Origin of the sequence: Ornithinimicrobium pulveris (assembly GCF_050261105.1) — a bacterium.
GTDB lineage: Bacteria > Actinomycetota > Actinomycetes > Actinomycetales > Dermatophilaceae > Ornithinicoccus.
The window spans coordinates 1,485,188-1,501,888 of the sequence record NZ_CP189837.1; the positions used below are offsets into that span (position 1 = coordinate 1,485,188).

Annotated in this window: 14 protein-coding genes; 5 read left to right on the plus strand and 9 right to left on the minus strand. The window is 69.4% G+C overall.

What is annotated here, in order from left to right; translation table 11 throughout:
* The first annotated feature begins 14 nt into the window (after positions 1–14).
* Positions 15–797 carry a DeoR/GlpR family DNA-binding transcription regulator gene (locus tag ACQBAT_RS06800; protein ID WP_420745901.1) on the plus strand — a complete coding sequence of 261 codons (783 nt, stop codon included), beginning with the start codon at positions 15–17 and terminating at the stop codon, positions 795–797.
* Positions 798–1,142: 345 nt separating this feature from the next.
* Here the strand turns inward: ACQBAT_RS06800 and ACQBAT_RS06805 are convergent, their stop codons facing one another.
* From ACQBAT_RS06805 to araB, 8 genes are all read right to left on the minus strand, one after another.
* Complete coding sequence (locus ACQBAT_RS06805) at positions 1,143–3,641, minus strand: DNA gyrase/topoisomerase IV subunit A (RefSeq protein WP_420745900.1); 2,499 nt, start codon at positions 3,639–3,641, stop codon at positions 1,143–1,145.
* A gap of 138 nt (positions 3,642–3,779) precedes the next feature.
* Positions 3,780–4,955 carry a multiple monosaccharide ABC transporter permease gene (gene mmsB, locus ACQBAT_RS06810; RefSeq protein WP_420745899.1) on the minus strand — a complete coding sequence of 392 codons (1,176 nt, stop codon included), beginning with the start codon at positions 4,953–4,955 and terminating at the stop codon, positions 3,780–3,782.
* Entirely contained in the window at positions 4,952–6,505 is a 1,554-nt protein-coding gene (gene mmsA / locus ACQBAT_RS06815) for a multiple monosaccharide ABC transporter ATP-binding protein (RefSeq protein ID WP_420746199.1), read from the minus strand. Before mmsA ends, mmsB begins: the two co-directional genes overlap by 4 nt.
* A 281-nt stretch (positions 6,506–6,786) precedes the next feature.
* On the minus strand, positions 6,787–7,818 hold the full coding sequence (gene chvE, locus ACQBAT_RS06820; protein ID WP_420745898.1) for a multiple monosaccharide ABC transporter substrate-binding protein: 1,032 nt from the start codon (positions 7,816–7,818) through the stop codon (positions 6,787–6,789).
* Positions 7,819–7,858: 40 nt separating this feature from the next.
* Positions 7,859–8,029 carry a hypothetical protein gene (locus tag ACQBAT_RS06825; RefSeq protein ID WP_420745897.1) on the minus strand — a complete coding sequence of 57 codons (171 nt, stop codon included), beginning with the start codon at positions 8,027–8,029 and terminating at the stop codon, positions 7,859–7,861.
* 120 nt (positions 8,030–8,149) lie between these two features.
* The gene (gene araA / locus ACQBAT_RS06830) at positions 8,150–9,664 is read right to left on the minus strand and encodes an L-arabinose isomerase (RefSeq protein ID WP_420745896.1); all 1,515 of its coding nucleotides are present in this window, start codon (positions 9,662–9,664) and stop codon (positions 8,150–8,152) included.
* Positions 9,661–10,416, minus strand: coding sequence for an L-ribulose-5-phosphate 4-epimerase (locus ACQBAT_RS06835; RefSeq protein WP_420745895.1), 756 nt, complete (start codon positions 10,414–10,416; stop codon positions 9,661–9,663). Before ACQBAT_RS06835 ends, araA begins: the two co-directional genes overlap by 4 nt.
* The gene (araB, locus tag ACQBAT_RS06840; RefSeq protein WP_420745894.1) at positions 10,413–12,143 is read right to left on the minus strand and encodes a ribulokinase; all 1,731 of its coding nucleotides are present in this window, start codon (positions 12,141–12,143) and stop codon (positions 10,413–10,415) included. The genes ACQBAT_RS06835 and araB overlap by 4 nt, the downstream gene beginning before the upstream one ends.
* A gap of 155 nt (positions 12,144–12,298) precedes the next feature.
* On the opposite strand from araB, the gene ACQBAT_RS06845 reads away from it, so the two are divergent.
* The 3 genes from ACQBAT_RS06845 (at position 12,299) to ACQBAT_RS06855 (ending at position 14,499) form a co-directional block, all read left to right on the plus strand.
* On the plus strand, positions 12,299–13,318 hold the full coding sequence (locus ACQBAT_RS06845; RefSeq protein WP_420745893.1) for a LacI family DNA-binding transcriptional regulator: 1,020 nt from the start codon (positions 12,299–12,301) through the stop codon (positions 13,316–13,318).
* A 144-nt stretch (positions 13,319–13,462) separates the two neighbouring features.
* On the plus strand, positions 13,463–13,801 hold the full coding sequence (locus ACQBAT_RS06850) for a PadR family transcriptional regulator (protein WP_420745892.1): 339 nt from the start codon (positions 13,463–13,465) through the stop codon (positions 13,799–13,801).
* A complete protein-coding gene (locus ACQBAT_RS06855; RefSeq protein ID WP_420745891.1) occupies positions 13,801–14,499 on the plus strand; it encodes an HAAS signaling domain-containing protein in 699 nt (232 codons plus the stop codon). The genes ACQBAT_RS06850 and ACQBAT_RS06855 overlap by 1 nt, the downstream gene beginning before the upstream one ends.
* 186 nt (positions 14,500–14,685) lie before the next feature.
* Here ACQBAT_RS06855 and ACQBAT_RS06860 read toward each other — a convergent pair whose 3' ends face one another.
* Entirely contained in the window at positions 14,686–15,894 is a 1,209-nt protein-coding gene (locus ACQBAT_RS06860) for an O-succinylhomoserine sulfhydrylase (RefSeq protein ID WP_420745890.1), read from the minus strand.
* Positions 15,895–15,969: 75 nt separating this feature from the next.
* On the opposite strand from ACQBAT_RS06860, the gene ACQBAT_RS06865 reads away from it, so the two are divergent.
* Positions 15,970–16,689: an SHOCT domain-containing protein gene (locus tag ACQBAT_RS06865; RefSeq protein ID WP_420745889.1), complete on the plus strand. Its 720-nt coding sequence runs from the start codon at positions 15,970–15,972 to the stop codon at positions 16,687–16,689.
* Positions 16,690–16,701: the final 12 nt, after the last annotated feature.

Sequence of the window (16,701 nt, forward strand, 5' to 3'; positions counted from 1 at the left end):
GAGAGGAGAACGGGATGGTCGGCTCGGACAGCGCGCTGCGCCGCGGCACCAAGGACCGGCACGCGCACCTGGTGCGGCTGATCCGCAGGGGCACGACGCGCGTGGAGGATCTCGCGCGGGACGTCGGCGTCTCCGAGTCGACGGTGCGGCGTGACCTGACCCGGCTGGAGTCCGACGGCGAGTTGTCGCGGACCTACGGCGGCGCGATGCCGCGCACCCCGTTCCGCGAGTTGGCGCTGAGCGAGCGGTTGGCCGAGGCGACCGGACCGAAGGCGGCGATCGGCGCCGCGGCGGCCGAGCGGGTGCCGGACGGGGCGACGATCTTCGTCGACGCCGGCTCGACCTGCGCGCAACTCGTCGCGAGCTTGCGGGAGCGCAACCGGCTCACCGTGATCACCCGCGGGCTGGAGATCGCGGTGATGCTCGCCGATTCCGACCATGAGGTGATCGTCGTCGGTGGCCGGGTCTCGCCCAAGAGTCATGGGCTGGCGGGGGCGATCACGATGTTCGTGATGGAGCGGCTCTCGGTCGACCTCGCCTTCCTCGGCTGCGACGCGGTCGACGCCGAGCGCGGGGTCGGTGAGCCGACGCTGGAGGAGGCGGCGACCAAGGAGATGATCGCCCGCCAGGCACAGGAGGTGCTCGTCCTTGCCCACGCGCAGAAGCTCGGGCGTCACCAGGTGCCGGCCTGGGCGCGGCTGCCGAGAGGGTGGGAGCTGATCACCGACGAGGGCCGGTCCGACGCGCTGGCCGGCTTCCGTAAGCAGGAGGTCCGGGTCACCTCGGTCGAGGGGTAGACCTCTGCTCTCCGCCCGACTTATCCCGCGCCACGCCCGGGAAAGACCGGCTCATCCGTGCCCGGGTACGGCTGAGCCGGTGGTGACCGGCGTGTCGGCGGGACGACGTGACCGGAGACGACCGGGTGGGAGCAAATCGCGTCCCCGGTGGGAGCAGATCGCGTCCCCGGTCGGGGCAAGTCGTGTCCCCGGTGGGAGCAGGTCGTGTCCCCGGTGGGGGCAGATCGGGTCCCCGGTGGGGGCAGATCGGGTCCCCGGTCGCAACATCCTGTGTCCCCGGTCGGGGCAAGTCGTGTCCCCGGTGGGAGCAGGTCGTGTCCCCGGTCGGTGGGGGTGGGGGGTGGGTTAGGCGATGCTGGCGATGGGGGCCGGGGCGGGGGTGCCGGAGCCGTCGCGCTTGTCGTTGGTCTCGGGCAGCTCGACAGCGACGCCATTGGCCGAGGCCGCCATCGGGGGAGCGGCGCCTGCCCAGCCGAGGACCAGCGCGTCCTCACCGCGCAGGAAACGATGGCAGCGGACGCCGCCGGTGGCCCGACCCTTGGACGGGTAGGCCCACATGTCGGTGACCTTGACCGAGCCGGCCTCGGTGCCGGGCAGGGCGCCGGCTGAGCCAGCGACCGTGACGACGACGTTCTCGGCCTGGGGATCCACCGCGTGGAAGCCGACGACCTGAGCACCGGTGCCCAGCTTGATGCCGGCCATACCGCCACCACTCCGTCCCTGCGGCCGGACCAGGGAGGCGGAGAAGTGCAGCAGTTGTGCGTCGGAGGTGACGAAGACCAGCGACTCCTCTCCGGTCGCCAGCTCGATGGCGCCGACGACCGCGTCGCCGTCCTTGAGGCCGATGACCTCGAAGGAGTCCTTGTTGCCGGGGTAGTCCGGGTTGACCCGCTTCACCACGCCAGCGCGGGTGCCGAGCGCCAGCCCCGGTCCCTCGCCGCCGAGGGTGACCAGCGCCAGCGGTGTCTCGTCCGGGGGCAGGTCGACGAAGGCCGACAGGGGAGCCCCTCCGGACAGGTTCGGCTGGCCGGCGGTCGGCGGCAGGGCGGGCAGCTCGACCACGGAGAGCTTGACGATGCGACCGGTTGAGGTGACCAGCCCGACGTGGCCGCGCGCCGTCGCCCGGACCCGGGAGCGCAGCACGTCGTGCTTGGCCCGCCGACCGCCGCGTTCCTTGGCCGGCAGTTCCTCATCGTCGGTCCCCGATGTCCGGGCCAACAAGCCGGTCGAGGAGAGCAGCACCCAGCACGGGTCGTCCGCGACCTCGAGGCTGACCTGACCCTTGGCACCGGCCCCGGCGCGCGGACTGCTGCCCGCGGCCGACGTCATACCGGACGCCCCATCGCTCTCCAGGAGCACCGTGCGCCGCGGCGTGCCGTGCTCCTTGGCGACCACGGCGAGCTCGTCGGAGACCAGTCGCAGGAGCAGCTGCTGGTCGCCCAGGATCGCCTCGAGCTGCTCGATCTCGCGCAGCAGCTCATCGCGCTCGGTCTCCAGCTCGATCCGGGAGAACTTGGTCAACCGGCGCAGCGGGATCTCCAGGATGTCGTTGGCCTGGATCTCGGTGAGGTCGAAGACCTGCATCAACCGGGTCCGCGCCATCGCGACGTCGTCGGAGGACCGGATCAGCTGGATGACCTCGTCGATGTCCAGGATCGCGATCAGGCGACCCTCGACGATGTGCAGCCGGTCCTTCTTCTTGCCCAACCGGTGCTCGGTGCGACGACGGACCACCTCGGTGCGGAAGTCGACGTAGACCTGCAGCAGCTCCTTGAGCCCCAGCGTGCGCGGTTGGCCATCGACGAGCGCCACATTGTTGATCGCGAAGGACTCCTCCAGCGGCGTCAGCCGGTAGAGCTCCTCGAGCACGGCCTCGGGGTTGAAGCCGGTCTTGATCTCGATGACCAGCTGCAGACCCTTCTTGCGGTCGGTCAGGTCGATGATGTCGGAGATGCCTTGGAGCTTCTTGCCCTGGACGAGCTGCTTGACCTTCTCGCGCACCTTCTCCGGTCCCACCAGGTAGGGCAGGTCGGTGACCACGATCCCCTTCTTGCGGGCGGTGATGTTCTCGATCCGGGCGGTGGCACGGGTGCGGAAGGAACCTCGACCGGTCTCGTAGGCGTCCCGGATGCCCTCCAGCCCCACGATCCGCCCGCCCAGCGGCAGGTCCGGGCCGGGCACGAAGCGCATCAGCGCCTCCAGGTCGGCCTCCGGGTTGGCGATCAGGTGCCGGGCAGCGCCGATCACCTCGACCAGGTTGTGCGGCGCCATGTTGGTCGCCATCCCGACCGCGATGCCGGAGGCGCCGTTGACCAGCAGGTTCGGGTAGGCGGCGGGCAGCACCCCGGGCTGCATGAGCTGTTCGTCATAGTTGGGGACGAAGTCGACTGTGTTCTCGTCCAGGCTGCCGGTCATCAGCAGCGCAGCCGGCGCCATCCGGGCCTCGGTGTACCGGCTGGCGGCCGGGCCGTCGTCGAGCGAGCCGAAGTTGCCGTGCCCGTCCACCAGCGGCAGCCGCATGGTGAACGGCTGGGCCATCCGCACCATCGCGTCGTAGATCGCGGTGTCACCGTGCGGGTGGTACTTACCCATGACCTCACCCACGACGCGGGAGCACTTCACATGCCCGCGGTCCGGGCGCAGCCCCAGTTCGTTCATCGCGAACAGGATCCGACGCTGGACCGGCTTCAACCCGTCGCGGGCATCGGGCAGCGCCCGCGAGTAGATGACGGAGTAGGCGTACTCCAGGAAGGCCCCCTCCATCTCCTCCTGGACGTCGACCTCGACGATCTTCTCCTCGACGTCGAACAGGTCCTCGCTCTGCGGGCGCTTGCGCGGGGTCATGGGTGGGGTCGGGCTCCTGTGCGTGGGGACATGCGCGGGACCGGTCACCGCACGCGGTGCCCGGGGCTGCCCTTCAGCGTATGTCGTTCACCCGCCCCGGCCGGGGAGGCTCGGCCGGGGCGGGTGGCGGGGTGTGCGTCAGGTGCCGGCGCGACGCTTGTTGTAGACGTCGAAGGCGACGGCGACCAGGAGCACCAGGCCCTTGACGATCTGCTGGACCGACTGGTCGTAGCCCATCAGCTGCATGCCATTGCTCATGACGGCCATGATCAGGCCGCCGATCATCGCGCCCTGGACCCGGCCGACACCACCGGTGACGGCGGCGCCACCGATGAAACAGGCCGCGATCGCGTCCAGCTCGAACATATTGCCCGCGCCGGGCTGCGCGCCGTTCATCCGTGAGGAGAAGACGATGCCGGCGATGGCGGCCAGGAAGCCCATGTTGACGAAGATCAGGAAGTTGACCTTCTTGACCTTGACGCCGGAGAGCTGGGCGGCGTGCAGGTTGCCACCGATGGCGTAGACATTGCGACCGAAGACGGTGCGCTGGGTGACCAGGCCGTAGATCAGCACCAGGATCGCCAGCAGGACCAGCACGTTGGGCAGGCCGCGGCTGGTGGCCAGCTGCCAGGCGAACCACATGACCACGCCGGCGACGGCGAGGATCTTGAGGATGAACAGCGGCATCGCCTCGACGTCCTGGTGGTAGCGCAGGGCGGCGCGGCGGTTGCGCCAGGCGTTGACGGCATACCCGGCGACGGCGATCGCGAAGATCACCAGCGTGAAGACGTCATAGCCGTACCCGCCGAGCAACCCGTTCTGGAAGCCGTTGGCGATCTGGTAGTAGGTGCCGCCGAAGGGGGACAGCGAGATGTTCTCCAGCACCCGGAAGGTCAGCCCGCGGAAGACGAGCATGCCGGCCAGGGTGACGATGAACGCCGGGATGCCGACGTAGGCGACCCAGAAGCCCTGCCAGACACCGGCGAGCAGACCCACGGCGATGGCGGCGAGCACACCGACCCACCACGGGTAGCCGTTCTTGACCACCATCACTGCGGACACCGCTCCGGTGAGCGCCACGAGTGATCCCACCGACAGGTCGATGTGACCACCGATGATCACGATGACCATGCCGATGGCCAGGATCAGGATGTAGGAGTACTGCAGGATGATGTTGGTGATATTGCCCGGCGTCAGGAAGTTCGGGTGCAGGAACGAGAAGAACGCCACGATCGCGATGAACGCGACGAAGATTCCGCTCTGCCGGATGTTGTTCGTGAGGATCTCGCGCAGGCTGAGGGTGTTCTCGCTCATCGAGCCGTCTCCTTCTCCATGGTCATCAGCGCCATGAGTCGTTCCTGGGTGGCGTCCGCGACGGGGACCTCACCGGTGATGCGGCCGAAGGCCAGGGTGTAGATGCGGTCGCAGATGCCGAGCAGCTCGGGCAGCTCGGAGGAGATCACGAGCACCCCCTTGCCGCTGGCCACCATGCGGTTGATGATCGTGTAGATCTCGTACTTGGCACCGACGTCGATGCCGCGCGTGGGCTCGTCCAGGATCAGGACCTCCGGCTCAGACATCAGCCACTTGGCGAGGACGACCTTCTGCTGGTTGCCGCCGCTGAGCTTTCCGACGACGGAGAGCACCGACGGGGTCTTGGTGTTGAGGCTCTTGCGGTAGTCATTGGCCCGCTTGAGCTCCTCCAGCCCGTTCACCCAACCGTTGCTGGAGATCTTGTCCAGCGCGGCCGCCGAGGTGTTGTGGCGGATGTCGTCGATCAGGTTGAGCCCGTAGCGCTTGCGGTCCTCGGTCGCATAGGCCAGCCCTGCCTCGATCGCATCATCCACCGTGCGCAGCGTGACCTTCTTGCCGTGGATGAAGGTCTCGCCGGCGACATAGCGTCCCCAGCTGCGCCCGAAGATGCTCATCGCCAGCTCGGTGCGCCCGGCGCCCATCAGGCCGGCGATCCCGACCACCTCGCCCGCGTGCACGGTGAAGCTGGCGTCCTCGATCACCCGGCGGTCGGCCTGGGTCGGGTGGTTGACCGTCCAGCCCTCCACCCGCAGGATCTCCTCACCGATCTCCGGCGTGCGCTCGGGGTAGCGGTGCTCCAGGTCCCGGCCGACCATGCCGCGGATGATCCGGTCCTGGTTGGAGCCCGGGTCCGACATGTCGAGCGTCTCGATCGTCTGGCCGTCCCGGATGATCGTGGTGCGGTCGGCGATGTTGGCGATCTCGTTCAGCTTGTGCGAGATGATGATGCAGGTCACGCCGCTGTCGTTGAGTTCACGCAGCAGCCCGAGCAGGTGCTCAGAGTCGGTGTCGTTCAGCGCCGCGGTCGGCTCGTCCAGGATGAGCAGCTTGACGTCCTTGGACAGCGCCTTGGCGATCTCCACGAGCTGCTGCTTGCCCACCCCGATGTGCCCGATCTTGGTGATCGGCTGCTCCTTGAGCCCGACGCGCTGCATCAGCGCCCGGGCCTCGGCGTTGGTCTGGTGCCAGTCGATGAGCCCGGCCCGCCCGCGGCGTTCGTTGCCCAGGTACATGTTCTCGGCGATCGACAGGTGGGGGATGAGCGCCAGCTCCTGGTGGATGATGACGATGCCCTTGTCCTCGCTGTCGTTGATCGAGGAGAAGGACACCTCCTGACCATCGAAGAGGATCTTGCCGTCGTAGGTGCCGTGCGGATAGACGCCGGACAGCACCTTCATCAGGGTCGACTTGCCGGCCCCGTTCTCCCCGCAGATCGCGTGGATCTCGCCCCGGCGCACCTCGAGGGTGACGTCGGTGAGCGCCTTGACCCCGGGGAAGGTCTTGGTGATGTTCTGCATCTCGAGGATGTTCTCGCCGGCGGCGACGTTCATCTCCAGCAGGTGGCCGGCGGCCTCGTCCGGGCTGACGTCGGGCTCGTCGGTGGGGACCTCGGTGACGTCAGGCTCGTGATCGGCGGGCTCGGTCACCTCGGCCTGGGACACGTCCGCCTGGTCACCCTCGGGCAGGTGCGCGTCCGGCTGCTGGGCGCGGTTCACATTCGGCTCGGGGCCGGTGGGGCTGGGCTCGGTCATCGTGGGACGCCTTTCTGTGGGACCCGGGTCGGGCCGCCGCACCGCTGCGACGGCCCGACCCGGGATACCAACCTGAAGGACTACTTTCCGGAGACCCCGGAGTCGACCTCATCCTGGGTCCAGTAGCCGCTGTCGACCAGGGAGGAGACGATGTTGTCCTTGTAGATGATCTCCGACTCGAGCAGGTAGGACGGGACCACCTTCACGCCGTTGTCGTAGGTCTCGGTGTCGTTGGCCTCAGGCTCCTGGTCCTGCAGGTAGGCCTGCACCGAGATGATCGCCTGCTCGGCGAGCAGACGCGTGTCCTTGAAGATCGTGGCGTACTGCACGTCGTCGTTGATCAGCTTGACCGAGGCGATCTCGGCGTCCTGACCCGACACGACCGGCAGGCCGTCCTCGATCGTCTGGCCGTAGCCGGCGTTCTGCAGCGCGGTGATGATGCCGCGCGACAGGCCGTCATAGGGAGAGAGAACGCCGTCAAGCTGTTCGCTGCCGCCACCGTAGGAGGAGGTCAGCAGGTCCTCCATGCGGCGCTGGGCGGTCTCCTGCTGCCAGCGCAGGGTGGCCGCCTGCTGGATGGTGGTCTGGCCGGACGGCACCTCAAGGACGCCGGAGTCCATGTAGGGCTGGAGGGTGTCCATCGCGCCGTCCCAGAAGAAGTGCGCGTTGTTGTCATCCAGCGAGCCGGCGAAGAGCTCGATGTTGAACGGGCCCTCCTCACCGGTCTCCTCGCCGCTCTCGTCGAGCACGCCCAGGCCGACCAGCAGCGAGGTCGCCTGCTGCACACCGACGTTGTAGTTGTCGAAGGTGACGTAGAAGTCGACGTTCTCGCTGTCGCGGATCAGACGGTCGTAGGAGATGACCGGGATCCCGGCCGAGGCCGCGGCGTCGAGCTGGGTGGACAGCGCGGTCCCGTCGATCGCGGCGATGACCAGCGCGTCCGCGCCGTTGGTGATCATCTGGTCGATCTGGTTGGACTGGGTCGGGATGTCGTCGTTGGCGAACTGCAGGTCGACGGTGTACCCGGCCTCCTCGAGACCTTCCTTGACCGAGTTGCCGTCGGCGATCCAGCGCTCCGAGGTCTGGGTCGGCATCGCGACGCCGACGGTCATGTCCTCAGCGGGGGCAGCGCCGCCACCGGCGGTCGAGTCGTCACCGTCGCCGGGAGCAGCGGTGCCGCCATCGTCGCCGTTGTCGCTTCCGTTGTTTGGCCGGTGCGGGGGATGAGCTGGACCCGGCACCTTCGCCGCCGCAGGCGGCCAGGGCCAGGGTCAGGGTGCCGGCCGCGGCGATCGCGGTGATCCGGCGGAGGTGGGTGGACATGGTGTCTCCTTGGGGGGTGGGGGATGCTTCCTGACTGTTCAGGTCTGGGGTGGTCGGCGTCCCGAGGTGTCCCGGGTATGCCGTGTCTCGGGGTTCTGCGGCGTCCGGGCTGGCGGCGGGTCACCGGGCCAGCCCTTGGGCGAGGCGGTAGTAGGCGGCGTTCCACCGCACCTCGTGGGCGAATCCACGGGCGGTGGTCTCCTCGTCGATGACGAGCAGCTCGGTGCCGGCGATCTCGGCGAAGGTGGCGAACTCCTCGACGCCGACCTGGGTGGAGAGCACCGTGTGGTGCGCGGCGCCGGCGAGCAGCCAGGACTCCGCGGAGGTGGCGAAGTCGGGCTGCGCACGCCAGACGGCATGCGCGACCGGCAGGTTCGGCAGCGCTTCTGGTGGCGTGACCACGTCGACGGCGTTGGCGGTGAGCCGGAAGCGGTCGCGCATGTCGGACATCGCCACCACGACGCCGTCGCCGGGGTCGGCGTGGAAGACCAGGCGGACCGGGTCCTCGCGGTCGCCGATCGACAGCGGGTGGATCTGCAGCGAGGGCGTGGAGGTGGCCAGCGACGGGCAGATCTCCAGCATGTGCGCTCCGAGGATGAGTTCCTGACCGGGGGTGAGGTCGTAGGTGTAGTCCTCCATCAGCGAGGCACCGCCCGGCAGACCCTGGCCCATCACCTTGGCGATCCGGACCAGGATGGCGGTCTTCCAGTCGCCCTCCGCTCCGAAGCCGTAGCCCTTCGCCATCAGTCGCTGGACGGCCAAGCCCGGCAGCTGCCGCAGCCCGCCGAGGTCCTCGAAGGTGGTGGTGAAGGCGCTCGCCCCGAGGTCCTCGAGCAGGCTGAGCAGGGCCAGCTCTTGTCGGGCGCCGTAGCGCAATGAGTCGTGGCGGTCCCCGCCGGAGCGCAACTCGGGGGCCACGTCATACAGGTCCTCGTACTCCGCCACCAGGGTGTCCACGTCGGCGTCAGCGACCCCGTCCACGACGGCGACCAGGTCGTTGACGCCCCAGGTGTTCACCGAGACGCCGAATCGGATCTCGGCCTCGGTCTTGTCACCCTCGGTGACGGCGACATTGCGCATGTTGTCGCCGAAGCGGGCCAGCCGCATGCCCTGTGCCGCATGCCAACCGGCGGCGGCCCGCACCCAGGACGCCACCCGGGCGGTGACCTTCGGGTCGCTCACGTGCCCGGCCACCGTGGTGCGGCGCAGGCCGAGGCGGGTGGCGACATACCCGAACTCGCGGTCACCGTGGGCGGCCTGGTTGAGGTTCATGAAGTCGAAGTCGATCGTCGACCACGGCAGCTCGACATTGGCCTGGGTGTGCAGGTGCAGCAGCGGGGTGCGCAGCGCATCCATCCCGGCGATCCACATCTTGGCCGGGGAGAAGGTGTGCATCCAGGCGATCACGCCGATGCAGCGCTCGTCGGCATCGGCCTCCAGCGCCATCCGGTGGATGGCGTCGCGGTCCTTGAGCACCGGCTTCCACACGACCCTGGCCGGGATCACGTCCGCCGCATCGAGCTGCTCGGCGATCGCGCGGCTCTGCTCGGCGACCTGACGCAGGGTGTCCTCGCCGTAGAGGTCCTGGCTGCCGGTGCAGAACCAGATCTCCAGGTCGTCATAGGACGCGCTCATGCGGTGGTCTCCTCGGTGGTAGGTGCGTCGGTGGTAGGTGCGTCGGTGGTGGACGTGTCGGCGGTGGGCTGCTGGCCGTAGACGTTCTGATAGCGCTCATACAGCGCATCGACATCGGCTTGGGGGATCGGGAGGCAGTCGCCGAGCTGGCGGGAGATGTGCACCGCGCGGGCGACCTCTTCGACCATCACGGCAGCCTTGACGGCCGCACGACCGTCCTTGCCGACGGTGAACGGGCCGTGGTTCTGCATCAGCACGGCCTTGCTCCTGGAACGCTGCAGGGTCTCGACGATGCCGCGTCCGATCGAGTCATCACCGATCAAGGCGAACGGGCCGATCGGGATCGGGCCGCCGAACTCGTCGGCCATCATCGTCAGCACGCAGGGGATCTCCTCGCCGCGCGCGGCCCAGGCGACGGCATACGTGCTGTGCGTGTGCACCACGCCGCCGACGTCGGCCAGGTGCTTGTAGACGTAGGCGTGCGCCGCGGTGTCGGACGAGGGGGCGCGGTCGCCGTCGACGAGATTGCCGTCGAAGTCGCAGACCACCATCGACTCGGGCGTGAGCTCGTCATAGCCCACGCCGGAGGGCTTGATGACGAACAGGTCGGCCCCCTCCAGCCGCTGCGAGACATTGCCTGCTGTCCACACGATCAGCTCCCAGCGCGGGAGTTCGGCGTGCAGCTGGGCCACGATCTCCCGGACCCGGCCCGCCTCCTCCTGGACGTGGGTGGCGAAGTCGGCAAGCGTCATACGGGGGCCTCCTCGGTCCGCGCACCAGCGGTGCGGGCGCGGGCCTCCCGGCGCAGTGCACGCAGCCTGCGCATCACGTCGTTGCCGCCGCGGCCGAAGTGGTCGTGGAGCTGCTGATACTCCGCGAAGAGGCGGTCGTAGGCCTGGGCGCGCTCCTCATCGGGCGTGTAGACGGCGCGGTCGACCTTGCCCATCGCGTCGGCGGCGGCGCGGACGTCCGGGTAGGCGCCGGCGGCGACGGCGGCGTGGATCGCCGAGCCGAGCGCCGGCCCCTGGTCGGTGGCGATCGTGGACAGCGGGAGCCGGGTGACATCGCTGTAGATCTGCATGAGCAGCGCGTTCTTGAGCAGGCCGCCGGCCACGATGAACTCGGTGACGGGCACGCCGGAGGAGGTGAAGGCCTCGACGATCACCCGGGTGCCGAAGGCGGTCGCCTCGAGCAGCGCCCGGTAGATGTCCTCGGCGCGGGTGGCGAGCGTCTGGCCGAGGACCAGCCCGGACAGCTCGTGGTCGACCAGGACCGAACGATTGCCCGAGTGCCAGTCCAGGGCCACCAGCCCGTGCTCGCCGACCTCCTGCTCGGCGGCCAGTTCGGTGAGCAGCTCGTGGGTGGAGATCCCGCGCTCCTGGGCGCGCTCGTGATAGCTGGCGGGGACGCCGTGCTCGACGAACCAGCCGAAGATGTCGCCGACGCCGGACTGGCCGGCCTCGTAGCCCCAGAGCCCTTCGAGGATGCCGCCGTCGACCACACCGCACATGCCGGGGACCTCGGCGAGGGTGTCGCCGTTCATCACGTGGCAGGTGGAGGTGCCCATGATCGCGACCAGCTGCCCCGGCTGGACAGCCGCGGCGGCGGGGGCGGTGACGTGGGCGTCGACATTGCCGACCGCGACCGCGATGCCCTCGGGCAGCCCGGTCCAGCCGGCGGCCTCGGCCGTGAGGGTGCCGGCGGCGTGGCCGAGCTGGCCGATCGGGTGCTCGAGCTTGTCGGTGACGAAGCCCGCGAAGTCGGGGTTGAGCGCGGTGAGGAAGTCGGGGGAGGGGTACGCGCCGTCCTGCAGGATGCCCTTGTAGCCCGCGGTGCAGGCGTTGCGGACGTAGCTGCCGCACAGCTGCCAGACGATCCAGTCGGCGGCCTCGACCCAGTGCTCCATCGCGTCGTAGACCTCGCGGTCCTCCTCGAGCAGCTGCAGGCCCTTGGCGAACTCCCACTCCGAGGAGATCAGCCCGCCATAGCGCCGGATCCAGGACTCGTCGCGCTCGTGGGCGAGCTCGTTGATCCGGTCGGCGTGCGGCTGGGCGGCGTGGTGCTTCCACAGCTTGACGTAGGCGTGGGGGCGGTCGGCGAACTCGGGCACCTCGTTGAGCGGGGTGCCCTCGGCGGTCGTGGGGACCATGGTGCAGGCGGTGAAGTCGGTGCCGATCCCGATCACCTGGTCGGGCTGGACACCGTGCTCGGTGCGGGCCTGCTCGAGGGCGGCGGGGACGGCGACCTTGAGCACGTCCACGTAGTCCTGGGGGACCTGGAGCGCCCAGTCGGGATCGAGGCGCACGGGGTTCCCGGCGTCCGCAGCGGGGCCGGCGGTGAGCTCGGCCTCCATCACCGCGTGGGCGTAGGGGTGCACGGCCGAACCGAGGATCGCACCGTCGCCGACTCGGGCCACGACGGCGCGGCCGGACAGCGTGCCGTAGTCGACGCCGATGACGTATGCGGGTTCGCCTGGCACGGGTGTGGCCTCCTCGACACAGTTCGGGCGCTCCGGGTGTGAGCGCTCACGTGGAGCCAATAGTTAGCGCTAACATGCCTTCTGTCAAGAGACCTGACCGATCGTGTCCGGAGTGTTATCGGGCGGGATCGGGCGACCAGATCGGCGGAGCGATGATGCCCACCACGCCAGCACGGCCCCGAGCCACGATGTATGACGTCGCCCGGGTTGCCGGGGTCTCGCACCAGACCGTGTCCCGGGTGGTGAACGGGCGCAGCGGGGTTCGAGCCGAGACGATCGACCGGGTGCGCGGGGCGATGGATGAGCTGGCCTATGTGCCGAATGCGTCGGCGCGCAGCCTGGCCGCGCGGCGCTCGGGGGTGATCGGGGTGATCAGCCTCAATGGTCCGTACTTCGGGCCGACGTCGATGCTGCACAGCATCGAGTCGGCCGTGCGGGAGCACGGCTACATCCCCAGCGTGAGTTCGCTCTACGGCTGCACGTCGGCGCAGACCCAGCTGGCGATCGCCCAGCTGGTGGAGCGCCAGGTGGAGGGCGTGGTCGCGGTGTGCCCGATGGCGGATGGGCCGGATCTGCTCGCCGCGCTGCCCGCGGGGCTGCCGGTGGTGGCGGTGGAGACCGATCTGGGTCAGGGCCAGCCCTACGTGGCCAGTGACAACCTGCACGGTGGCCGGATGGTGGCCGAGCACCTGATCGCGCTGGGGCATCGGGAGATGGCGCACGTGACCGGGCCGGTGGGCTGGGCGGAGTCGGTGCTGCGCACCCAGGGCTGGGAGGAGGTCCTGCGGAGTGCGGGAGTGCCGGTGCGTGAGCATCTCACCGGCGACTGGTCGGCGCGCTCGGGCCACGCGGCAGGGGTGCAGTTGGCCGCGATGCCCGAGGTGACCGCGGTCTTCGTGGCCAACGACCAGATGGCCCTCGGGGTGCTCACCGCTCTGCATGAGGCGGGGCGTCGGGTGCCTGAGGACATCAGTGTCGTTGGCTATGACGACATCCCGGAGGCCGCCTGGCTGCTGCCCGGACTCACCACGGTTGAGCAGCGATTCGTCGAGGTGGGTCGGTTGGGGATCGACCAGATGGTGCTGGCGATCAAGGGCCGCGCCCCCGAGCCGGAGGTGCTGGTGCGGCCGACCCTGATCGAGCGCGCGAGCACCGCTGCGCCACGGGCGGTGTGAGGCGGGGCCTGACGTTCGTCGGCGACGAGCCGCGCGTCACGGGGGATGCCCACACCCGGGCGGCGTGCCCGGTGAGGGACTCGCGCGACCCTTCTCACGCCATACCCTTGCGGTGCAAGGTAGTGAAGGAGTACCTTGTGACGCATGGCAGCAACCCAGGCGGTGACCCAGCTCCGACGAGGAGTCCTCGAGCACTGTGTGCTCGCCCTGCTCCAGGGGGAGCAGCGGTACGGGTATGACCTGGTCACCGAGCTGTCGGATGCCGGCCTGGTCGCCAGCGAAGGGACGATCTACCCCTTGCTGAGTCGACTGCGCAAGGACGGTCTCGTGCAGACCACCTGGGGGGAGTCGCCGTCTGGTCCGCCGCGGCGCTACTACTCCCTCACCTCTGACGGCCGGCGCGCGCTGGCCGACTTCAGGTCGTCCTGGAGCGAGCTCAAGCGCTCCGTCGACGACATCCTCTCCGGAAGGCAAGGATCATGATGACTGTTCTGCAGCACCCGTTGGTGGTGGATTATCTGGCGCGGCTGCGGGCCGAGGCCGAGCGCGCCCTGTCGCAGGACCAGGCCAGTGAGCTGGTCACCGACATCGAGGGGCATCTTGGCGAGGCGCTCGGTGAGAACCCGCAGGAGGTGCGCGTGCGCGAGGTGCTCGACCGCCTCGGGGAGCCGGAGGAGGTGGTGGCCGCGACCTCGGCCCCCGCTGAGTCGGGCGCTGGCGCTGGCGCGGCTGGCTGGGGTGCCGCCGCGGGCGGTGCCAGTTCCGTCGGCGGCGCGCCGTCCAGCGGGCCCCAGCAGGCCGCCCGACGGGAGGGCGCGCCGTGGGAGTCGCTCGCCGGGATCTTCCTGGTGATCTCGGCCGTGCTCTTCCCGGTCTGGTTCCTCTCGATCCCGATGTGGGTGGCTGGGCTGGTCTTCATCGCCCTGTCACACCGTTGGGACGGCGGCCACAAGGTGCTCGCGGTGGGAGCGTGGGGATCGCTGCTGCCGATGGCGTGGATCTTTATTGGCTATGCGGGGATGATGGCTTTGGAGCAGAGCTGCGCCGGGGAGGGGTGCGAGGTCCAGTCTGTGTCGACCGGGATCCCGCTCGTCGGAGTCGTCGTGCTGGCCGCCCTGGTGGTCTACCTCGTCTTCGTGGTGTGGGCGACGCGTCGCCTCATCCGCGCGGCCGGTCGCTAGTTGCCGAAGGGAGCCGGAGCGCGCCCTCACCCGGGTCAGGTGGCCCCCTCCAGACACCCCGCACGGTCACTCAGACATGCACAACGCCGGAGGTGGCCGCGCTGACCTGGGGTTTCCTCTGGCGACCGCTCGTTGTGCATGTTTGAGGGCCTGCTCTGTGGTTGATCTGGGCGGTCCCGGTCGAGGTCAGTGCGTCGGGAAGGCCGCGGCCAGGCCGCGCTCGAGGTCCTCGCGCAGGTCCTCGACGTCCTCCAACCCCACCGACACCCGGATCGTCCCGTCGGTGATCCCCGCCGCGAGACGGGCCTCCTCAGGCAGCCGCCGGTGCGTCGTGGTCGCGGGGTGGGTGGTGAGGGACTTGCTGTCACCGAGATTGTTGGAGATGTCGACCACCTGCAGCGAATCCATCAGTGCGAACGCCTGCTCCTTGCCGCCGTCGATGGTGAAGGTCACCATCGTTCCGCCGCCGCTCATCTGGCGCTGGGCGAGCTCGTGCTGGGGGTGGGAGGGCAGCCACGGGTGGAAGACGCGCGTCACGCGCGGGTCGGCCTCGAGGTGCTGCGCGAGCGCGAGCGCGCTGTCGGCCATCCGCGCCACCCGCAGGTCGAGGGTCTCCACACCCTTGAGCGTCACCCACGCGTTGAACGGGGACATCGCCGGCCCCGTATGCCGCAGCAGTGTCCTGATCGGGCCGGTCACCAGTTCGGCATCGCCCAGGATCGCTCCGCCCAGGACCCGTCCCTGGCCGTCGATGTGCTTGGTGGTGGAGTAGACGACGATGTCGGCGCCCAGGTCCAGTGGACGCGAGTGGACCGGGGTGCCGAAGACGTTGTCGACCACGACGACCGCACCGGCCTGGTGGGCCAGCTCGCTGACGGCCGCGACGTCCACGAGCTCCTGCGTGGGGTTGCTCGGAGTCTCGAAGAAGACCGCCGTGGTCGGGGTCCGCAGGGCCTGCGCCCACGCTTCCAGGTCCTTGCCGTCGACGAAGGTGCTCTCCACGCCCCACCGCCGCAGCACCTCATCGATGATCACGAAGCACGAGCCGAACAGGGCGCGGGAGGCGACGATCCGATCGCCGGCCCCGCACAGCCCACCCAGCGCACCGAAGACTGCGGCCATCCCGGACGCTGTCGCCTGGCAGGCGCCGGCGCGATCCCCGTGCAGCAGGCGCAACCGCTCCTCGAGCATGGCGACGGTCGGGTTGCCGTAGCGCGTGTAGACGAAGCGTTCGATCTCCTCGGCGAAGGCGGACTCGGCCTCGGCGGCGCTGCTGTAGACATAGCCGGAGGTGGGATAGAGAGCCTCGGCGGTCTCGTCGAAAGCGCTGCGCATCAGCCCACCGCGGATCGCCAGTGTGTCGGGTCGCCAGTGCTCGGTGTGCTGCTCGCTCATGGTCTGGAAGGCTACCGCCGCCGGTGCGCTGAGCAGGTCGGGAGGGGCAGGTCAGGCAGTGGCAGGATGGCGACCATGGCCTCCGACGAGCCGATCTTGGACCCCACCCTGTCCAACTCCCGCGTTGCCGCTGGACTGGGCGCGGCGCAACGCCACCTGCGTGATGGCGAGCGGGTCGTGGGGCTGCACGGCGTGAGCCGCTTCCGGCGGTCGGTCGCCTTCCTGGTGCTGACCGACCAGCGGGTCTTCACGCTCGGCCTAGAGCACGAGGCCTACCCCGTCGTCGACGATCTCGACCACTTCGCCATCGAGCGCCTCGAGGTCGAACGGGAAGGCGTCCTCCGGTTCGGCGACGTCCGTGCCTATCCGAGTTCCGGGCCCGACGTCATGCTCGGCAGCCTGAACGTCGGCCTGCGCAGCCAGGGTCTGACCGCCTTCGACGAGGCCCTGCGAGCCGTGCGGAAGATCCGGGAGAGCGCACCCTTGACCCCGATCGATCTTCCGGCGCCGCCGCTGCCCCTCCAGGGCGGGGTGCCCTCTCGGACCTTCAGCGAGGGCACGGTGCCGTCCGACAGCGTGCCCTCCGACAGCGTGCCCTCTGACAGCGTGCCCTCTGACAGCGTGCCCTCTGACAGCGTGCCCTCTGACAGCGTGCCGCCCCGCGCCACGCCGTCGAACGATGCGCGAGGCGATCAGGTCCTCGTCGATCAACTCACGGAGTTGGCCCGGCTGCATCAGGCCGGCCTGCTCACCGACGAGGAGTTCGCCGCAGCCAAGGCACGCGTGCTCGGCTGAGATGCAGCGGCC